Origin of the sequence: Parabacteroides merdae ATCC 43184, assembly GCF_025151215.1 — a bacterium.
In the GTDB taxonomy this organism is placed as follows: Bacteria; Bacteroidota; Bacteroidia; order Bacteroidales; family Tannerellaceae; genus Parabacteroides; species Parabacteroides merdae.
On the sequence record NZ_CP102286.1, the window covers coordinates 2,009,568 to 2,028,526 of the forward strand.

The 18,959-nt window shown below is 42.5% G+C and carries 20 protein-coding genes; 1 reads left to right on the forward strand and 19 read right to left on the reverse strand.

Annotation, left to right across the window (positions count from 1 at the left end; all coding sequences use genetic code 11):
* Nucleotides 1–156 precede the first annotated feature (156 nt).
* A complete protein-coding gene (locus NQ542_RS08365) occupies nucleotides 157–480 on the forward strand; it encodes a hypothetical protein (RefSeq protein ID WP_005636380.1) in 324 nt (107 codons plus the stop codon).
* Here NQ542_RS08365 and NQ542_RS08370 read toward each other — a convergent pair.
* From NQ542_RS08370 to NQ542_RS08460, 19 genes are all read right to left on the reverse strand, one after another.
* Nucleotides 477–680 carry a hypothetical protein gene (locus tag NQ542_RS08370; RefSeq protein ID WP_005646539.1) on the reverse strand — a complete coding sequence of 68 codons (204 nt, stop codon included), beginning with the start codon at nucleotides 678–680 and terminating at the stop codon, nucleotides 477–479. The genes NQ542_RS08365 and NQ542_RS08370 overlap by 4 nt on opposite strands.
* Before the next feature lie 428 nt (nucleotides 681–1,108).
* A complete protein-coding gene (locus NQ542_RS08375; RefSeq protein WP_005636376.1) occupies nucleotides 1,109–1,420 on the reverse strand; it encodes a DUF4491 family protein in 312 nt (103 codons plus the stop codon).
* A 177-nt stretch (nucleotides 1,421–1,597) separates the two neighbouring features.
* Nucleotides 1,598–1,969: a preprotein translocase subunit SecG gene (gene secG, locus NQ542_RS08380; protein WP_005636375.1), complete on the reverse strand. Its 372-nt coding sequence runs from the start codon at nucleotides 1,967–1,969 to the stop codon at nucleotides 1,598–1,600.
* Nucleotides 1,970–1,976: 7 nt separating this feature from the next.
* On the reverse strand, nucleotides 1,977–2,744 hold the full coding sequence (locus tag NQ542_RS08385) for a hypothetical protein (RefSeq protein WP_005636373.1): 768 nt from the start codon (nucleotides 2,742–2,744) through the stop codon (nucleotides 1,977–1,979).
* Between the two features lie 2 nt (nucleotides 2,745–2,746).
* Nucleotides 2,747–3,259, reverse strand: a complete 513-nt coding sequence (locus NQ542_RS08390) for an LptE family protein (RefSeq protein ID WP_005636371.1) — start codon at nucleotides 3,257–3,259, stop codon at nucleotides 2,747–2,749.
* A gap of 3 nt (nucleotides 3,260–3,262) precedes the next feature.
* Nucleotides 3,263–4,450, reverse strand: a complete 1,188-nt coding sequence (locus NQ542_RS08395; protein WP_005636370.1) for a sigma-54 interaction domain-containing protein — start codon at nucleotides 4,448–4,450, stop codon at nucleotides 3,263–3,265.
* A 99-nt stretch (nucleotides 4,451–4,549) separates the two neighbouring features.
* The gene (locus NQ542_RS08400; protein ID WP_005636368.1) at nucleotides 4,550–5,377 is read right to left on the reverse strand and encodes a lysophospholipid acyltransferase family protein; all 828 of its coding nucleotides are present in this window, start codon (nucleotides 5,375–5,377) and stop codon (nucleotides 4,550–4,552) included.
* A gap of 6 nt (nucleotides 5,378–5,383) precedes the next feature.
* On the reverse strand, nucleotides 5,384–6,271 hold the full coding sequence (locus NQ542_RS08405; RefSeq protein WP_005636366.1) for a CDP-alcohol phosphatidyltransferase family protein: 888 nt from the start codon (nucleotides 6,269–6,271) through the stop codon (nucleotides 5,384–5,386).
* A gap of 7 nt (nucleotides 6,272–6,278) precedes the next feature.
* Entirely contained in the window at nucleotides 6,279–7,007 is a 729-nt protein-coding gene (locus NQ542_RS08410; protein ID WP_036724584.1) for an SDR family NAD(P)-dependent oxidoreductase, read from the reverse strand.
* An 8-nt stretch (nucleotides 7,008–7,015) separates the two neighbouring features.
* Nucleotides 7,016–7,486, reverse strand: coding sequence for an adenylyltransferase/cytidyltransferase family protein (locus NQ542_RS08415; protein ID WP_005636362.1), 471 nt, complete (start codon nucleotides 7,484–7,486; stop codon nucleotides 7,016–7,018).
* 312 nt (nucleotides 7,487–7,798) lie between these two features.
* On the reverse strand, nucleotides 7,799–8,899 hold the full coding sequence (gene pdxA / locus NQ542_RS08420) for a 4-hydroxythreonine-4-phosphate dehydrogenase PdxA (RefSeq protein ID WP_005636359.1): 1,101 nt from the start codon (nucleotides 8,897–8,899) through the stop codon (nucleotides 7,799–7,801).
* A 73-nt stretch (nucleotides 8,900–8,972) separates the two neighbouring features.
* A complete protein-coding gene (locus tag NQ542_RS08425) occupies nucleotides 8,973–10,004 on the reverse strand; it encodes a DUF4837 family protein (RefSeq protein ID WP_005651053.1) in 1,032 nt (343 codons plus the stop codon).
* Between the two features lie 59 nt (nucleotides 10,005–10,063).
* Nucleotides 10,064–11,095, reverse strand: a complete 1,032-nt coding sequence (gene rlmN / locus NQ542_RS08430; RefSeq protein WP_005651051.1) for a 23S rRNA (adenine(2503)-C(2))-methyltransferase RlmN — start codon at nucleotides 11,093–11,095, stop codon at nucleotides 10,064–10,066.
* Nucleotides 11,096–11,206: 111 nt separating this feature from the next.
* On the reverse strand, nucleotides 11,207–13,345 hold the full coding sequence (locus tag NQ542_RS08435; RefSeq protein WP_005636351.1) for a peptidylprolyl isomerase: 2,139 nt from the start codon (nucleotides 13,343–13,345) through the stop codon (nucleotides 11,207–11,209).
* 97 nt (nucleotides 13,346–13,442) lie between these two features.
* On the reverse strand, nucleotides 13,443–14,699 hold the full coding sequence (locus NQ542_RS08440; RefSeq protein WP_005636350.1) for a hemolysin family protein: 1,257 nt from the start codon (nucleotides 14,697–14,699) through the stop codon (nucleotides 13,443–13,445).
* Nucleotides 14,699–15,439, reverse strand: coding sequence for an LPS export ABC transporter periplasmic protein LptC (lptC, locus tag NQ542_RS08445; RefSeq protein WP_005636349.1), 741 nt, complete (start codon nucleotides 15,437–15,439; stop codon nucleotides 14,699–14,701). The genes NQ542_RS08440 and lptC overlap by 1 nt, the downstream gene beginning before the upstream one ends.
* A gap of 2 nt (nucleotides 15,440–15,441) precedes the next feature.
* Nucleotides 15,442–16,806: a tetratricopeptide repeat protein gene (locus NQ542_RS08450; RefSeq protein ID WP_005636348.1), complete on the reverse strand. Its 1,365-nt coding sequence runs from the start codon at nucleotides 16,804–16,806 to the stop codon at nucleotides 15,442–15,444.
* Between the two features lie 29 nt (nucleotides 16,807–16,835).
* Nucleotides 16,836–18,125: a hypothetical protein gene (locus tag NQ542_RS08455; protein WP_005636347.1), complete on the reverse strand. Its 1,290-nt coding sequence runs from the start codon at nucleotides 18,123–18,125 to the stop codon at nucleotides 16,836–16,838.
* On the reverse strand, nucleotides 18,112–18,891 hold the full coding sequence (locus NQ542_RS08460) for a type III pantothenate kinase (protein ID WP_081446981.1): 780 nt from the start codon (nucleotides 18,889–18,891) through the stop codon (nucleotides 18,112–18,114). The genes NQ542_RS08455 and NQ542_RS08460 overlap by 14 nt, the downstream gene beginning before the upstream one ends.
* Nucleotides 18,892–18,959 lie beyond the last annotated feature (68 nt).

Genomic DNA, 18,959 nt, shown 5'->3' on the forward strand with positions numbered 1-18,959 from the left:
GGAGACACTGAAGATGCCATATATGTATATGACTTGCCCACCCCTTGATTGGTTTCATCTTTCATTTTCTAAAGATATTGAAGTAAAAACACTCCTTTCTTCAATGAATATCACTACTTTTGTCATTGTGTTTACTAACTACAAAAACAAGGATATATGAAAAAGATGAAATGGCTGTATGTACTACTGGCCACATTCCTGCTGACAAGTTGCGGAACGCTCATGCAACCCTATCAAATGGATAGTAAGATGAAAGACATCGAATTAGGCATGACCAAAAAGAAAGTGATCTCCATATTGGGAAAAGATTTCGAATCGGCAGGTGCCCGCATGACCTCCGAAGGTTCGATCGAAACCATCAGCTACAAGACGGCTTCCATGACTGAAAATACGGAAGGGTATTACCTGTTAAGTTTCAAAGACGGAAAATTGGTTGAGTGGTTTAAGGAAAAATATCCGGTACACAACCACCAGCACTAATTGTCGCAAACGACAATGTACAAATAAGGCAGATGCCTCCGGGCATCTGCCTTATCTCTTTTACGGTTATAAACCTTTTTCGATACATGTACCCGGTTGAAACTGACCGGATGACCGTGATTCTCAATCTCTGCTTCCCTACTTCCTTTTCGGTTCGCTTTGATGTAATCCATAAATGAATCTTTTTTCTTTGTTTTCATACGAATAATATTTAACGTGACAAAGGTACGGATAATATCTGAAGTTGGTTCAGTCTTTCCTGAAATGTACGGAAATACATAAAAAGCCCCGACACTATCGCCTGTTCTCATGGAGCAACTGATCCGTAACATACCGTAAACTATCTCAAAAGTCATAGTAAACTAATTCAAGACATACTTCATATTATTCATATGTAGTACTACCAATAGACGATACGTAGTACCACATATCGTCTATTGGTAGTACTACGTATCGTCTATAAATAGTAACTACCAACAGATACTTTACGATATGTTATCATTTAGTTTCTGGGGTGTTTTGACTTAGTTGATGGCATGAAACGGCTTAGTCTACCGGTTACCTGAGGATTGGTTTTAGGCGGTGTCGGTAAGATATCGTAACCAGTTCTTCTGCTTGAAAAGCCTGATTAAGGCTTTTGCTCCGGATAAGTACGTTTAGGATTCTTTGGAAACCAGCCTTTCAAGACGCGCTCTTCCTGCTCGAAAACTTCCTTTATCGTCCAGAAAGAGGAAAAGGCAAAGACGCCGCAGATAGCCGAGACGAAAACGCTTTCAACCAGCAGGGAAGCGACAGTTCCCGCTATTCCCAAAACAAGAAAGATCCACCAGCATTTCGTGCCCCAATAATATTCCGCTTTCACCACAACCGGATGAAAAAGCCCAATAATCAAAAAGGTAGCAATACCTATCAACAATCCATCAAAGTTAATCATGTCCATATTTGTTTACGATTTAAGACAGGCCTATCTGCCTGTAACGACAAAGATACGAAGAAATATGTATCGTTCATGATAAATTATTTCTATCCACTTATCGATAATTCTATCAAACAAAACAAAAAAAGAGGCATCCTTGTTGCAGGAAACCTCTTCATTATATCGAAAATCCGTTTTCTATTAGTTAGCCGGAGCTTCTTCTTCAGAAGAAGAAACGGGAGCTGTCGCAGGTTGCTGGGCAGTGCCAAAGTCAGGAGCAACCGTATTCGGATCGATTGTTACGGCATTATTTATCTGTTCTTTGATTTCAGACTGATTCGCGTGCTGAGCTCTCGGAATAAAAGCAGTAATCACAATACTTAAAACAACAACAGTGCCGGCAAGAGTCCAGGTTGCTTTTTCAAGAAAGTCTGTGGTTTTGCGTACCCCCATAATTTGGTTGGAAGAAGAGAATCCTGAAGCCAGACCTCCACCTTTCGAGTTCTGAATCAATACAATCAAGATCAATAGTATAGATGCGATCAGGATTAAGATAGAAATAAATACGTACATCTTTGTTTTATTTTTTAGTGTTAATAATCAACTTTTCCAGAAATCTGATTTGGTCTGCAAAGTAAACATTTTTTTCTGGATATTTCAAGTTTAAGTTTTTAATTATTTGCAATGCCTTCTCATATCGCTTCTGTTTTACATAAATATGAGCTAATGTTTCCGTAAAATAGGAGTCATCCAGCGGTTTATGCTGGTTCTCCTCCAACTCCGCCAGATTTCCGGGAACAGGTGCTCCGGTTGTCTCCATATCCAGGTTCAGACCACTGCCGGGAGTCCGCTGTTCTTCATTTTTTATAAAAGAATCGATCAGATCGTGATGTTGCAAACGGACTTCTTCTTCCTCTTCTTTTTCCTCCACCTGCCCGTTTTCCTTCGTCAATGACCAATAGATGTAATCCGACGAAACGGACGGCTGGAACAGAAGAGACGCATCCGTCTTCGGTTCTTCCTCCTCACGATTGGACAGGAAAGCATCGATCAGTGAAAAAGCATCTTCACGGGTTGGATTTTCCTCTTTCGCTGACTGGAGCTGCAAACCGAACCGTTCACCTTCTATCAGGGTGAACAACTTCCTACGGTCAGGGACATAGATTGCCATCTTCTTCAATTCTGCGCCAAAACGTATATCGTTCAAGACCGCCAGGTTCTTCAGGTAAAGCATCCGGGCAATCTGGAAATATGGGAATTCATCGACGATCTGCTTTAACTGCTGAAGTGTATCCTCAGTCAGCAGGGCCGGGCTCTCCATTAGTCGATATAGATCAGCAGCTTTCATTTTTACCAGTTGGCAACCGTTGCATTATAAATTTGATCGACAAGCTCGTCAATAATCTCTTCCGATAACTGGTCCTGTACCTGTTGCAACATCTGAGTCGCATCGAATTCACGGTATGCCGAAAAGCTCTGCTCAAAATCCTCATCCGGATTCACCCGGTTGGCATAACGAACCCGAACCGTAATCGTCAACTTGGTCTGTGAGGCATAAGCATCTTCTTTTACAGCCATAGGAGTCAGGTCATAGCCCGTAATTTCACCCTCCAGGTCCAAGTCGCCGTTGCTCCCCACCAACTGCAGACGGGTCTGACGGATATAAATATCCTTCAATGCTTCCGTAAACTTTTGCGAAAGGGGCGGATAGACTAACGGAGCCTGGTTCGGGAAATCCTTGATCGTGATCGTCTTGACCTTCGTATAATCAATAGAAGCTCCATTAAACTTATAGGAGATCGAACAAGCCGTCACAATCAGCCCGATCAGGCAGAAAAGCCATATCTTATTAATCTTCAACATCTTTTATTCCAGATTATATTCTTTTATTTTTCTGTAAAGTGTCCGTTCCGATATCTTCAGGTCGGCAGCGGCATTCTTACGGCGACCGTTATGTTTCTCCAAGGCCTTTCGGATCATCTCTTTCTCGACTTCTTCCAGCGACAGGCTCTCCTCCTCTTCCACTGCTTCGGCTTCCTGAATAGAAGGAACCGGATGGACGGTATGGATCGGATGGGGATAAGCCGCCGGCTCTTCCGGCATCTCGATTGGCATCTTGCCTCCCATGATGTCGTGTACCAGCTTCTTAAGTTCGTTGACATCTTTCTTCATGTCAAACAGCACTTGATATAGAATCTCCCGTTCGCTGTTGAATATCTTCTGATCGGAATCCTGTTTGACTAGGACCGGATATTTCTCGATATTCAGATCGGGTAGATACAAGCGAAGCACTGAAGCGGTGATATCCCGGTTTTCCTCGATAACAGAAATACGCTCCGTTATGTTTTTCAGTTCCCGGACATTCCCCGGCCAACGGTAGGAAAGCATCAACTGGCGGGCTTCCTCATCCAAACGGATCGGCGGCATCCGGTACTTCTCCGCGCAATCGCTGGCAAATTTCCGGAAAAGCAAGATGATATCCTCACCGCGCTCACGTAAAGGAGGAACCTGGATAGGCACCGTGCTCAGACGGTAAAACAAATCTTCACGGAATTTTCCTTCCGCTACAGCTTGCGTCAGATTGACGTTTGTCGCCGCGACGATACGGACATTCGTCTTTTGGACTTTGGATGAACCGACACGGATAAACTCTCCCGTCTCCAAAACACGCAACAAACGTGCCTGCGTAGGAGTGGGCAGCTCTCCTACTTCATCCAGGAAGATCGTCCCGCCATCCGCAACCTCGAAATAGCCTTTACGGTCAGACAACGCTCCTGTAAAAGAACCTTTTTCGTGTCCGAACAATTCCGAGTCAATCGTACCTTCAGGAATGGCACCACAGTTCACCGCTATGTATTGCCCATGTTTACGCGGGCTGTTCTGATGTATAATCTGAGGAAAAGTTTCTTTACCGACACCACTTTCACCGGTAATCAGCACAGACAAATCTGTCGGAGCGACCTGTAGGGCAACATCGATAGCCCGGTTCAGCCCGGCATTATTACCGATAATTCCAAAACGCTGTTTTATCTGCTGCACGTCAACCTTTATCATATTTCTTCTACTATCTGTAATTATTTCAGTTTTATCTGCCAAAATTACAAATCTTAATCCAATTAACCGAAATCCGAAGGCGGTTTCTATACAGGTTTGTTATTTTTTAGCAGCGTACGTACGTTGATATAAAAACTCGGCCAGGTCTTTGTCGTCGGCAATATTTTGGATTTCTTCTGGAGAAACAGGCTCACCGATATAAACATCGACCGTACGCCCGCGCTTGTTAAAGGCCTCGGCTGGTATGCGCAACGTACGGATACGCCAGTCAATCCGGCCCAGCCAATAGAAAAAGCGGGAATTCAGGAAATCGAAATAAACAGGATATACAGGCACTTTCGCTTTCCGGATCAGACGAATCACACTGTGCGTCCAAGGCAAATCCTGTATTTTCTTCGTCTTCTTATTATACATCGAGATCCCCCCGGCAGGGAAAAAACCCATCGGATGCCCCTCTTTCAGTTGTTGCAGGGATATACGGACCCCGTTTATATTCTTCAGATTAGCCCCCTGGTTATTGGAGTCTGGCTTGACGGACACGAAATTATCTCCCATGGCCCCGATTTTGGTCAATACGCCGTTTACCATTACTTTGAAATCCGGACGGCGTGAAGCGAATATATCGATCAACATAATCCCGTCTATCGATCCGATAGGATGGTTCGAAACTGTAGCGAAAGCGCCTTCGGGCAGATGATCCAGCACCTCGGCGTTATGTAGATCATATTTAATATCGATCAACGGGTCGTTCAGCAAGGCTGTTGTGAACTCCGCTCCCCGCAAATGGCAGTTATGGGCATGAGCCTTGTTTACCTTATCGATACTCAACCATTTGATCAGCACTTTCCCCAGAAAAGAGCCGAAACGACTTTTAAAGAACGGGGCAGCTTCCTGTAAATCATGTATGTCTACAACGCTCTCTTTCATAAATTCTTATTTATAGAATGTTGCACACATCTGTTCATGCTTTCTCATGGCGAGCAACAAAACGATGTTCAATACGATTATCTCATACAAGAAATAAACCCAAACCTCACCGACCAGAACCACGACGAACATCACGATCGTACGTCCGTTAAAAGTCAAAAGGTCTACCATGTGCATCAGTTCCTTGCTTTGTTTGCGGAAACGGATACGGATATCTTCCGGAATATCATCTCCATACCGTGCATGCAAGCTGCGAAGCATACCCTGCAAGGACGGAGTAGCTTTCACCTGCAAAAGCGTATAGCCACGATAGAGGAAATAGAAAAATTTATTGATACCATATTTCATTTCCTTATGGCGGGCACGTACCTGTTCCAGCGACTGGAACTCCGCACCTTTATCCTTGCTGATGAAATACAAATGAAGTGTCTTGTAATAGTCCGTGATATTCGCCTGTACCAAATGTGACAAACCGGAAAGAACCGCCAAGGCAAAGAACCAGTCCGTTCCGTAATCATGAGACAGACGAAGGGCGAAACCGACATAAATACACGTAAACCAGATATCCCCGGCAAAACCATCCAAGATACGACCGATCGCCGATTTGATTCCCGTCAGGCGGGCCAACTGCCCGTCCACGCAGTCTAGGATATTTGCACATACCAGCAACAGGATACCGCAAACATTGTAAATCAGATCATCATGATAAAAAAAGAAACCGACTGCCGCCCCTACAAAAATAGAGACAACAGTCACCATATTAGGCGTAATACCTGTACCCCTTAACATACGGGCAATACGAAAACCGATAGGACGATAAAAAATCCGGTCAATCTTATTTTCTGTTTCTATCGACTTCAACGAAGCCTCGTACTCTTTATCCAAGTCGCTCATTTATCTTCTATTTATACGAATAACCGCCATCGACGACGATCACTTCGCCATTAAAATAACTATTTTCTACTAACATTCTATAAACTTCCGCCAGTTCCTCCGGATCACAGAAACGCCCTAATGAAACCTTGTTCTCTATATTACGACGTATTTCAGCGGGTTTCGTTTTCTGCCATTCGGTATCCACAAAACCGGGAGCCACAGCATTCACACGCAACTCATACGGAACCAGGAACTTCACCATATTCTTCACCAACGCATGCACGGCACTCTTCGTCACGCCATACACCAGTGAAACCGAATGGGGCTGTATCCCCATCAGAGAACCGGTAAAGACAATGCTTCCTCCCTTATTAATCAAACCGACAATGCGTTGCAACAGGAAGACAGGGAAATGCACATTGGCAAAAAACACCCGTTCCCATTCTACTATATCCAAATCCTCAAACGAGTCACGACAGGTCAGGCCGGCATTAAAGATCACCGCATCCAAGCGCATAGAGCACCCGGTTAGAAATGATTCTATCTTTTTGATTGATTTCCGATCGGAAATATCGGCCTGAAGCGTAAGAACCTCCACTTTGTATTGCTGCAGCAAACCGTCTGCCACCCGAAGAGCCTCTTCTTTATCCGAAGCATAAGTCAAAATCAGGCTGTAGCCAGCTTTTGCCAAACATTCGGCAACCGCTCTGCCTATCCCCTTCGTCCCTCCGGTAATCAATACCCTTTTTTCCATCATCACCCTTATTCTTTTTCACCGAAGCCTTTAACAGATTCAGGTTTGGATTGCCGTTGAGACTTCAAATTCGCTTCATATGAATCATGGATCGTTTTCTTCAAGTTGGAAGAGGACACTCCTGTCCCGTAAGGGAAATAGAATACCTGAACGCCCAAGTCTTTCAAATAATCATACTTGCCATACCAATCGTCTCCCACGACAAAAGCGTCGATATTCAGCTTTTTGACTATTTCGGAATGATCCAACGTATGTTGTGGAATGACAATATCGGGAGTTTTCAATGCTTCGATGATTTGCAGACGTTCCGTAAAAGGAATGATCGGCTTCGCCTTATAAGAAGACACCAATTCATCCGTACTCACCCCCACAATCAAAATATCCGCAAGGCTGCGGGCATAATTTATCATCCGAAGATGGTTGTAATGGAACATATCGAATGTTCCTGATGTATACACAATCGTTTTATCCTTAAACATAATACTTAATATCCTTTTGAAACCGCAAACTTACACAAACTTTTCCTATCAAAAAAAAAATGGCGGTAAAAAGGACTCTCGTCCTGATTCAGTTTGGGCATTCTCTCTCTCCGCCTCATATCCACAACTATATACTTAAGTAAAATACAAGAATGACACAACTTCAACTAACGAACGACTAAACAGGCTCTTACAACAAAAATACCTCTCTCTTACTTTTCGACTACGGACAAAAAAACAAAAACCATTTCCTGCTTTATCCATAAAGCAAGAAATGGTTTTTTAGTATTCAAATGACTTCCGGGCTTCTGGTTATTCGTCTTCCTCTTTTGTCAGGTCGAGCTTTTCATTGTCACCTCCTTTATCGAAATACTGCTTGCGCAGAGGGTTGGCTGTTGCCTCACGATAACGGATACGATTCCGGTAAATATCCAATGCAGCATATAGGGCCTGACGGAAAGATTCTTCAGAGGCCACATTCTGGCCGGCAATATCATAAGCCGTACCATGAGCCGGTGAAGTCCGTACGATTGATAGACCCGCCGTATAATTAACACCGTCATCCATCGCCAGCGTTTTAAACGGAGCCAAGCCCTGATCATGATACATAGCCAGTACACCATCGAATTTATCGTACACTTGCGAACCAAAGAAACCGTCAGCAGCATACGGTCCGAAAGACATTACTCCCTTCTTTTCTGCTTCCTGGATAGCCGGAATAATGATTTCTTCTTCCTCCTTACCTAACAATCCGGCATCTCCAGCGTGCGGATTCAAAGCAAGGACAGCTATACGGGGACGCACGATTCCGAAATCTTGCCTAAGTGACTGATTAAAAATACGCAATTTGGACACAATATCTTCAACGGTAATCTTTGATGCGACCTGTGCTAATGGGATATGTCCCGTTACCAAGGCAACGCGAAGATTATCTTTCATCAGAATCATCAATGCCTTTTTTCCCAAACCACCGAAACATTGTTCCAGATATTCTGTGTGACCGGGAAAATGAAATTGTTCATTCTGTATGTTGTGCTTATTGATCGGAGCCGTTACCAATACATCCACCGCACCGCGTTTCAAGTCGGTAACGGCAGCCTCCAAAGCCAGATAAGCGGCTTCACCGGCAGCAGTTGTAGATTGACACAACTCTACTTTAGTCTCGTCATCCACACAGTTGATAATATTCACCCGGTTTGCCCCGGCATCTTCAGCCTGTGCAATGATGCTTAAATTCACAGCAGGCAATTCCAAGACCTTCCGGTGATAAGCGGCAATCTTTGACGAGCCGTAAATGACCGGCGTGCAAAGTTCGGCTATACGAGTATCCGACAATGTTTTCAGTATCACCTCGTAACCGATACCATTTATATCTCCATGGGTTATGCCCACCTTAACCAATCGTTCTTCCATATATTTTGATTTATGATTTATGATTTATGATTTATTCCATCGCTGCTCTAAATCACAAACCACAAATCTTTTGTTACTTTTCTTCGGAAACATCCAGTTTCTCTACCTGTGTTTCTTCAAATTCACCAGGCAGACGCAAGGTATACAATGCAGATTCGATACGGCGGATAAAATTGCGCTTATCCGTCTCCGGGGCGAATACAAAGCCTTCAACGACTACAACCCGGTTGTTCTTTTCGTCCAAACGTGCATGACTGACAAATGGTCCTCCCATCATATCGCCTTTCATATGCCATAAACCGCGCAACACACCACAATATTTACCATTTACCGTTGTCGGATTATAAGTTACCCAAGCTGTATCCGTAGCCATATAAGATCCGGGAAACGTCCCCGGCATATTCAGCTTCATGACAGAGTCACGTTTTGCAATCAGATAGTCGGCTGTGAAAGTATCAGCATCCTTATATGGGAAATCATAGACAACAATATCCGTACGCCCAGTATTGGCATTATTGGAAGCCCAGAAAAAGCCGGTCGTGTCACGGAAATAGGTCATATTTGCCGGAGCACTCAACATGACGTTAAAACGGTCCTTCACGTGATCCATAACCACCGGACTATGTTCCTTCTCCAATTGTCCGATCGTACGGTTTCTTTCGCACTTGGTAAAAAATTCCACTATGTTCCGCGGATGAGCCTTTACGTATTCAAGAATGGCTGCATCGTCAGGAGCTGTCAATGTCATCACTACCTGACCTTTCGCCCAACGATTATTCTCATAGTTCAGTGAAACTTTCGTATACTGAGACTTATCTATCCTAACAATCAAAACATTGCGCACATATGTTAACAAACCGTTAAACTGGTCAGGAGTCACATAGGTGATCTTAAAGGCAGGTTCAGCCTGTGGCAATCCTGGAATATCGGAAGTCAATTCGGCTTTGATAGCCTTTCCGGCAGGAGCATCCCAATCAGCTTTATCCATCGTCACAACAATTTCATAGGCGAAACCGGTAGCATTTCTCATCACTGGGCCCGAACTACATGCTCCCATAATGACAAGAAGCATTAAAAAGCTGATCAATAAAGAATGTGTTTTCATACCCGTTTATTTTTTTTGTTATACAAATATAGCTTCTTTTCCCTCAAAAGAAACCATTTCTATTCTTTTTGTTGTTTCTTCGCCGTAGAAAGCATCCCGCATGCGGCAAATATATCTTCTCCTCGTGATGCTCGGATCGTACAAACGATACCGGCTGCATTCAACGTGTCCCGGAACGCCTCCATTCTTGCCAAGTCCGAACTTTCCAACGACACATTAGGGATTGCATGAAAACGGATCAGATTGACTCTGCAGGGAACTTTATCTAATAAACAAACCAAAGCCTTCGCATGTTGAAGATCATCATTCAAATTTTTAAAAACAATGTATTCGAATGAAACACGACGTTGATGCGTAAAATCATATTGCTTGATCGTCTCGATAATATCACACGCAGGAAAAGCCTTTTCAACCGGCATCAAAGATCGCCGTTCGTCCGGATAAGGCGAATGCAAGCTGACAGCCAAATGGCAGTCACTCTCTTCAAGAAACCGTTTTAACCCTTTGGCTACCCCTATAGTCGAAACCGTGATTCGCTTCGGACTCCAGGCGTATCCATAAGAGGCGGTCAAGATTTCCAATACTTTGAACAGTTCATCCACATTGTCCAGAGGTTCGCCCATTCCCATAAAAACGATATTAGTCAATTCTTCCGTTTCCGGCAAGGATTGTATCTGGTTCAGAATCTCATTAGCTGACAAATTCTTGGTAAACCCCTGTTTACCGGTCATACAGAAAAGGCAATTCATTTTACATCCGACCTGGGAGGAAACACACAATGTCGCCCTGTCTTCCGTCGGAATGTACACGGATTCAACAAAATTACCAGGACCGGCAGGATACAAATACTTGATCGTCCCGTCCACCGACTTCATCAAGTCGGAAGGAGGTACGGCCCCCACCTCAAAGTTTTTCTCCAACAAGGCACGTTTCGCCGAGGCTATATTCGTCATCGCTGCAATAGAAGTCACTTTTTTTTTATACAGCCAGTCAGCCATCTGCTTAGCTGCATAGCCTGGAAGTCCGGCTTCAAAAGCCACTCCTTTCAGTTCATCCAAAGTCATTCCCAATAAACGTCTTTTCTCATTCATGATCCTTCTTGTGTTTCTTTCATGCAAAGATATAAAAAAACCGCCAATCGGTTGCGATTGGCGGTTCCCTATAATGGACGGCAGTCTCTCCTGCCGCAAACAGTTCAACGATCAATAAAAGCGGATACGGTTATCTTCCACATCAGCTTTGTTAACCAATGACTGAATAGCCTGGAAACCAAAACGGTAAGCATTAGAAGCATCCAATGCTTTGATTTCAGCAGCTTCGTCATAATTCTTGGCGTCCTTGTTCTGTTCGTATACCTTGAACACATATACACCGTTGTTGCCGACAACCGGAGCGCTCAACTGATCTTTCTGAGCCAAGGAAACCATTGCATTCAACTTCGGCTCAACCCCGATACCTGCGATACGGCGTGTTGCAAAGCTAACGAACTTAACAGAATCTGCAGAAGAATTCATAGCCTGAGCATAAGCATCGACAGAACTCAGATTTTTAGCAGACAGGTCTTGTGCGATCTTTTCACCCTTCTTCTGAGCGATCAACTCTGATTTCAACATCGGAGTAACAGATTCCAAAGAACGATAACCTTCCGGCAACGTACCCTGAATAGCTGCGATCACAAACTTATCGTCACATTCAAAAATTTCAGAAATATCGCCTTTGTTGTTCTGGAACGCCCAACGGATTACCGGACGGGAATTCTTGATAGAACCCAGCAACTGGTCGTTAGCAGTTACTGTCACATTTGACAACAAGTTGTAACCGGCCTCTTTAGCGGCATCATCCAATTTATCTATATTCTGGTTCTTTGAAATGAACTGGTTCAATTCATTATAGATGTTACCATAAGTCTTTGTACTCGGAGATACGGTCATATCAATATCTGCTACTTTGTATTTGTCTACATTTGTAGTCTTATCGGTAACTTTGATGATATGTGTACCATACAAAGATTTTACAATTGAATAGTCATTGACCGGAGTCGAGAAAACAGCTTTTTTGAAATCATCATTTACACCTCTCAAAGCTGTCGCTTCAGTAAACCAGCCCAGTTCACCCCCTTTTTCAGCAGCCTGGTCAGCTGAATATTCCTTTGCCAAGGCAACAAAGTCACCACCTTTCTTCAGTACATTCAACAAACTATCGGCTTTTGCTTTGATAGCAGCTTCATCGCCTGTATTTGCCAACATAATATGACTGACCTTCACAGAGTCAGGAGCAACGGTTTTATCGACCAACTTAAACAATCTGTATTTATCGTTTTCAAAAACAGGGCCGTATACGTCACCAACATTTGCAGTCTTTACAAATTGCTTCATTTCAGGATCCAATGCATTCTCTGTAAAGAAAGCGTCCATATAAGGTATTTCAGAATTTTCCGTCACCAAATCAGCCACTTTTTCAGAAGTAGCCAACTCGCTCTTCAAAGATTCGATTTCAGCACTTGCTTTGTCGTAGTCTTCTTTGCTCGGACGGATATCGACAGCGATATATTTGATTACTTTTCCTTCTTTCTGCTTGAACAACTCCTTACGCTGATTGTACAGCTTTTCGATATCACTCTTGCTTACCTGTATAGTTGAATCAGGAATAGAAGCATAAGATTGCATTGCATAAACGATATCAGAGCTTACAGCCGAGCCATCGAAAGCATCTTTTGCATCCAGTTTGTTGGCAGAAACAGCCTTACTCAACAGAGTTGTATACTTCTGTTCCAAACGCTGACGTTTGATATTCTTTTCCCAGAACATCCAGAACTGACGCCCCTGCAACAACTGTGCCTGCTGGTCAGCGGGATAGTTGGCAATATTATCGTCGTCGATAGTCTTTAAGAAATTTAATAATGCAGTTTTGTCAAATGCACCTGTCTGCGGATTCACAAACATCTGCATCTGTTGGATCATCGGAGAAATGTTTTCACCCTGAACCATATCGAACAGTTCTTCCGGACCTACTCCCATTCCTAACTCGGAAGTTGCTTCATTCAAAACGATATCCTGTACCATACCATCGAATACAGACTGACGGATTTGAGTCTGGTATTCTTCGGGCAGACTGGTGGAACCTGTCTGCATTTTGTACATTTCAGTCATTTCGTCTACACGATCCTGAAATTCTTGAATTTTAATAACTTCTCCGTCTACCTCCGCAACCGTCTCCTGCGATTGTCTGAAATAAGTAGAACCGGAGTTTAAAAAGTCACCGATGATAAAAGCGAACAATGCCACCCCCACAACGAGTACCAGCAGTCCTGCTTTGCTTCTGATTTTTTCCAGCGTAGCCATTTATCTTTATCTATTTTAAAGTTTATTATTCCACATTTTAAGGGCACGAAGATACGAAAAAAAGAGATTGCCGCATCTTTTTATGCTTTTTTTTTAATTAACTCACTACTTTCATACGAACTAATTCGATTTTCGTAGCTGTCACTTTTACGATTTTAAAAGAATATTTATCAATTACAATCGTTTCATTCAACTTCGGAAATTTCTGATAAAAATGCAATATAAAACCGGCTATTGTCACATAATCGTCCGACTCCGGTAATTCCAAGTCAAACTTCTCATTCAGCGTATCGATCTCTATACGACCGGACAATAGATACTCGTCATCTCCCACCTTCTTGGCAACATACGACTTGATATCGTGCTCATCTTCTATCTCTCCGAATATTTCTTCCACCAAATCTTCCAAGGTTACGATTCCCGAAGTTCCACCAAACTCATCCACCACAACAGCCATACTTTTCTTGTCCTGCATCAAGACTTTCATCAATTTATTGGCAGCCATCGTTTCCGGAACAATCGAGACGCTTCGGATACTTTGTGTCCAATCTTCCGGGTTTTTAAACATTTCCGAAGAATGGATATATCCGACAATATCATCTATATTTTCATTATAAACAAGAATCTTAGAAAGTCCAGTCTCTACAAAACGGGAACGTAGTTCCTCAAGGGCAGCCGTCTTATCGCAAGCCACAATTTCCGTACGGGGAACGATGCAATCACGCAAACGCACATTCGAAAAATCAAGTGCATTCTGAAAAATCTTTACCTCCGTATCCATATCCGAATTTTGAGGCGCATCTTCAATGCTCTGCTGGATAAAATAATCAAGGTCGACTTTGCCCAGCGCCCGTTGCGTCGAACCGGTCACATTCTTTACACCAGCAATTTTCAGAATCAGGAAAGAAAGCAAAGAAGAAAATTTAGAAACCGGATACAAAACAACATATATGATTAACAAAGGTACCGAAAACAACGTAAGCGAAAAATTCGGATTCAATTTAAAAACAGTTTTTGGAATAAATTCTCCGGTAAACAATATCAGGATAGTCGAGATAATAGACTGAGTCAAAACAATCAGTGCCTCGTTATTTACCACACGAGCAATAAGAGGTTCCAGTATAATCGCCATCTGCAAACCGTAGACCACCAACGCTATATTGTTTCCGACCAGCATTGTAGATATAAACTGATGCGGGTTCCGGTAAAATATATCCAGAATCTTACTCGTCAAGCTTTTTTCCTTTTTATCAAGTTCGAAACGTAACTTATTGGAAGAGATAAAGGCTATCTCCATTCCTGAAAAGAATGCAGAAAAAGCCAATGATATTAATATGTATGTAAGTGCACCCATTACTTCGTTTTATCCATCTCGGCCGGCACCAATTTTCGTGGAACCACTTTTTCCTTCTGTGCCGGTTGCTTCTGCGGAACAGTCTCCATAGCAGGGTTGGCAGCTATGGGCATAGAATCTACCGGAACAATATTTTGGGTTGAATCAGTCGTTACCGATTCACTGACAGGGAATACTCCTTGAGAATTAAATATTTTATATTGAGTCATATTCTGATTCGACTCGAATCCGATACCCGTTATGATTTTATCATCCTCTTGTATCCGAATGTATTTATCAGAATAGACCTTTTCCTCTTTCTGGTCCCAAAAAAGCAAGGAAGTTTCAAATTTTTTCCCTTCCAGATTCTCAACCCTCACATTGCCAATCAGCTTCCATAGTCCTTTCTTCTCATAATTATAAGCCGTATCCGCTTTAAGACTCGCTTCAATATTAAATAAAGTATCGAATTTTTCCACATAAATACCTTCAGGAAAATATGAGAACGGCTCTTTTGCCTTATCGAATTTCAAAAATTCTTTAGCGATAGCACGATAGCGTGTAATCCCCGAATCGGAGAACTGAGTAGTATAATCAGTAGTCCTCAACGTATAAGTTGTTTCAGGATCGAAAGCAACCACAACCACCTCCTTGTTATCGCCATTACAAGAGGCAGTAAATAAAAGAAGCATAACAACTACCGCAAAGATAGTTGTTATGCCTTGTTCGTTCGTTTTACAAAGAAAACGGTTCTTAATCATAATTATCTGATTGTGACAGTCTCACCAATCCAGCCCCCGATTTTGAAAGCTTTTCCTTTTTCCAGATCCGGATGCATGAAAACTTCTTCCGTAGAAGGAAGGTGAGCACGATAAGTATTAGCCAATTTACCAGCGTCTTCTGCCACATTCTGATCTACCTGTCTTGCCTTTTCAAATTTATCGATAGCTGCATAGTAAACAGCTTTGGCCAAAACGGCATCATTCGGATAGATAGATTTTGCAGATTTAGCATACATATTGCCAATCAGTATATACGGCGCACCGTAATCAGGATTGGTTTCAATTGCTTTTTGACAATATTGTCTTGCTTTTGACATATTGTTCTGTTCGAACAACAGTACACCGATCAGATAATAGTCTTCAGCCTTTGAAACTGCATCTGTTTCCATATTGGCTGCTTCTTCAAAATACTGGATAGCCTTATCATAATCTTTAGCTTTTACAGCCTGTTTTGCAATACCCAGAGCGGCATCTGCACTCGGTTCCAGTTTATAGGCATAACCTGCAGCTGTATAAAAAGCATCGATTTCCTGACAACGAACACGTCTCAACAGAGATACGATTTCTTTCAACGCAGGCAAATCATCCTTTGCAGCTTCAACTTTGGAAGCATACATATTCTGCAACGTTTCACAATCGGCAGCACCACTACCTGCAAAACCACCATCAATGGCAGACTTGTAGGTAGTCAGGTTCTTTATCTCCTTTTCATTATTTGCTGCTTGAGCTGCGGCTAACTGAGTTGCAATGATCTTTGAACATTTCAAATAGTCCTCCAAATAAGTCTCTTTGAAATTAGGATCAGCCAACAGTTGACGGTGAGACCCCATCATATACAAGGATACTCCCATTGCTTCAGAGTTTTCACCAAACTCATTGATCACTTCACCCAACCAAGCATAATACACTTTCGGGTCTGCATTATCTCCCTTAAGGCGGATATAATCAGCAGCCTTACGAGCAATAATCCAATCCTTTCCATACTTTCGGTCATTACCGAAATATTTCACACGCGTATCATACACCTTCATCAAATCATCGATAAGAGCAGCTTTCTTAGCCGGATCTTTCTCGGTATTGATTTTCCAGTCCATGATCCTCACACCATACAAGTAGATATCCTTATGAGCTCCCGGACATTCGGTATAAGCCTGATACCAGAATTCATAAGCATCCTTGAAATTCCCTGCTTTGGCATAAGGGACAAATAAGCTGATATTGGTAATACAACGTACGCTATCTTCACCAGAACCGAACGGAGTACCAGTATCCACACCTTTTTGTGCATAAGCTCCGAACGACATCATAGAGCATCCGAAAGCCAATAATAATACTTTGATCTTCATATTTATTTCTATTAAAGTTAGCTATTTAGTTAATCAACCTTAAATTTCATAAACCATGCTTCATTGAACGTATAATTCACTGTAAAACGAAAATACTGTTCATCAATCATGTTCATCTTCACTTCCGGTTTCTTTTTCACATACTCAAACGATATGTTAATCAACGAACGGTTATCAATTAACGGCAATCCCAGACCAAGGCTTGCTCCGATCTCGTTATAACCGTCTCCGGAAGGATTGGCATCTGTCCGGTTCATACGCAAATAAGAATTGCCATAATGGACACCTGCGCGATAACGAATCCTGCTGAAATATGATTTGCGCATATAATCCGGTATATATTCGCCACCAACCGCTACCCGATAACGATTCTTGAAATTATCTTTCTCCCCAAAGTAAGGCATTTTTCCCCAATCCTCATAGGAAAAATCGGCTGCTAACGTTAATTTATTTTGTTTCACATAAGAAAGCCCCACTCCATACGAATTAGGCAACGCAAACGCTTTCCCGCTGATAGTATCAGACTGAAGCACTTCTCCATCTGAACCAGAAGATGTATAAGACTGAGTCAATTGATAGGATTTTGCATGCAAACTTTTTTTAGGAGAAAAAACAAGACCTAACGTCACACTCTCCGTCTTGCTTAACGGATGTGTGTACTGCAATCCGAAATCCATTTTCAGGTCACGCACCCTCAATTCCTGGTTACGGTTCGTATTATATGCTCCTGTTCCTTCACCACTCATGATTACAACTTGTTCATGCTTGATATTCCCAAACAGGAAACCGAAATTGGCTCCCACGGCTAAACGTTTTTTCCAGATATCAATAGAGACACCTCCATAGAAATCACTCAAACCGCCTGAGCCGTTATAAGTTTCCGTAAATGTAACTCCTTCGTCGTTACGCAAAGCACCAAACTTATAACCGACATAAGAATAAGGCAACAAACCGAAACTCAAGGCTATCCGGCGATGAATCGGAAACTGCATTGCAATATATTCCACGTTTCCGTTGATATCGTTCTGACGGGCATTTCCGTCATCAAACCACGACAACTGACCGGCTACACCAAAATCAAAGAGAAATGTCAGGGAGTCCATGCAACTGTATGATGCCGGGTTCATCGGATTTATTTGTTTCGGCGAACGTAATCCGTAACCAACACCGCCCATGGCTCGACCTGCGCCGAACGAACGTTCTCCCAAATCACCATACCCGAAACGGGTATAGGGCGAGTTTGTATTGTTTTGCGCCATCAAAGGCAACAGCATGAATATAAGAACGCTTGTTATTAGTACTTTATTAATCTTCAACATTATACTCTAAGATTCTGTTTAATCCTGTCAACACTAAATTAATGTCTGCAAAGATGGAGTTTTTTAGTCGTCTTTCAAAATAAAACGAATGACCGCCTGTTAAAAAAACCAAAAGGTTAGGATATTTTAGCCGAAGCATTTCGATATACCCATCCATCTCGCACACTATACCATTTACTACTCCAGCCTGGATGGCTGTTTCCGTATCCGTTCCGACCAAAGGAATGTATTCCTGCTCGACAACCAAAGGCAATTTCTCCGTAAACAGGTTCAATGCTCTGAACCGGGTTGTCATTCCAGGTGAAATATTCCCTCCTAAATAAGAACCGGAAGCATCGATCAGTTCATATGTAATAGCTGTTCCGGCGTCAATCACCAGCAAATCCTTTCCTGGTTGCAGGTAATTAGCCCCGACAGCGGCAGCCAGCCGGTCTTTACCCAACGTTTTAGGCGTTTTATATTGCACCTTGATCGGAAGAGATACCGTTTCGTCCAAAAACACAAAATTCCGAAGATTGCTTCCCAGGTATTCAACCAATTCGTCATCTTTATCTATCACTGTCGAGAATATCCCTTTCGTCAGCGGGTACTTCTTAAAGATAGAAGAGACAACCTCCACGTCGAATTTCTTAAACACAAAAGAAGCCTCCATATGCCTCTTATTGTATACAGCCACTTTCGATGATGTGTTTCCTTGTTCTATAATGAGATTCACGTGTCTGAATTTTTCCGCAAAGAAAAACAAAAATGATGAGATAACAGACATATCGAAGGCACAAAGTATAAAAAACAGGAAAGGAATGACTTCCTCTCCTGTTCCATCACATAATATAA

What these genes read in the sequence shown, in the direction of transcription:
- NQ542_RS08435 (WP_005636351.1), bottom strand. Translation starts at nt 13,345, where the DNA reads ATGGCTACGCTGGAAAAAATCAGAAGCAAAGCAGGACTGCTGGTACTC.
- rlmN (WP_005651051.1), bottom strand. Translation starts at nt 11,095, where the DNA reads ATGAATGAGAAAAGACGTTTATTGGGAATGACTTTGGATGAACTGAAA.
- NQ542_RS08460 (WP_081446981.1), bottom strand. Translation starts at nt 18,891, where the DNA reads ATGTCTGTTATCTCATCATTTTTGTTTTTCTTTGCGGAAAAATTCAGA.
- NQ542_RS08390 (WP_005636371.1), bottom strand. Translation starts at nt 3,259, where the DNA reads ATGTTGAAGATTAATAAGATATGGCTTTTCTGCCTGATCGGGCTGATT.
- NQ542_RS08370 (WP_005646539.1), bottom strand. Translation starts at nt 680, where the DNA reads ATGAAAACAAAGAAAAAAGATTCATTTATGGATTACATCAAAGCGAAC.
- NQ542_RS08400 (WP_005636368.1), bottom strand. Translation starts at nt 5,377, where the DNA reads ATGAAAGAGAGCGTTGTAGACATACATGATTTACAGGAAGCTGCCCCG.
- secG (WP_005636375.1), bottom strand. Translation starts at nt 1,969, where the DNA reads ATGTACGTATTTATTTCTATCTTAATCCTGATCGCATCTATACTATTG.
- NQ542_RS08425 (WP_005651053.1), bottom strand. Translation starts at nt 10,004, where the DNA reads ATGAAAACACATTCTTTATTGATCAGCTTTTTAATGCTTCTTGTCATT.
- NQ542_RS08365 (WP_005636380.1), top strand. Translation starts at nt 157, where the DNA reads ATGAAAAAGATGAAATGGCTGTATGTACTACTGGCCACATTCCTGCTG.
- NQ542_RS08455 (WP_005636347.1), bottom strand. Translation starts at nt 18,125, where the DNA reads ATGTTGAAGATTAATAAAGTACTAATAACAAGCGTTCTTATATTCATG.
- lptC (WP_005636349.1), bottom strand. Translation starts at nt 15,439, where the DNA reads ATGATTAAGAACCGTTTTCTTTGTAAAACGAACGAACAAGGCATAACA.
- NQ542_RS08375 (WP_005636376.1), bottom strand. Translation starts at nt 1,420, where the DNA reads ATGGACATGATTAACTTTGATGGATTGTTGATAGGTATTGCTACCTTT.
- NQ542_RS08385 (WP_005636373.1), bottom strand. Translation starts at nt 2,744, where the DNA reads ATGAAAGCTGCTGATCTATATCGACTAATGGAGAGCCCGGCCCTGCTG.
- pdxA (WP_005636359.1), bottom strand. Translation starts at nt 8,899, where the DNA reads ATGGAAGAACGATTGGTTAAGGTGGGCATAACCCATGGAGATATAAAT.
- NQ542_RS08415 (WP_005636362.1), bottom strand. Translation starts at nt 7,486, where the DNA reads ATGTTTAAGGATAAAACGATTGTGTATACATCAGGAACATTCGATATG.
- NQ542_RS08450 (WP_005636348.1), bottom strand. Translation starts at nt 16,806, where the DNA reads ATGAAGATCAAAGTATTATTATTGGCTTTCGGATGCTCTATGATGTCG.
- NQ542_RS08410 (WP_036724584.1), bottom strand. Translation starts at nt 7,007, where the DNA reads ATGGAAAAAAGGGTATTGATTACCGGAGGGACGAAGGGGATAGGCAGA.
- NQ542_RS08440 (WP_005636350.1), bottom strand. Translation starts at nt 14,699, where the DNA reads ATGGGTGCACTTACATACATATTAATATCATTGGCTTTTTCTGCATTC.
- NQ542_RS08395 (WP_005636370.1), bottom strand. Translation starts at nt 4,450, where the DNA reads ATGATAAAGGTTGACGTGCAGCAGATAAAACAGCGTTTTGGAATTATC.
- NQ542_RS08405 (WP_005636366.1), bottom strand. Translation starts at nt 6,271, where the DNA reads ATGAGCGACTTGGATAAAGAGTACGAGGCTTCGTTGAAGTCGATAGAA.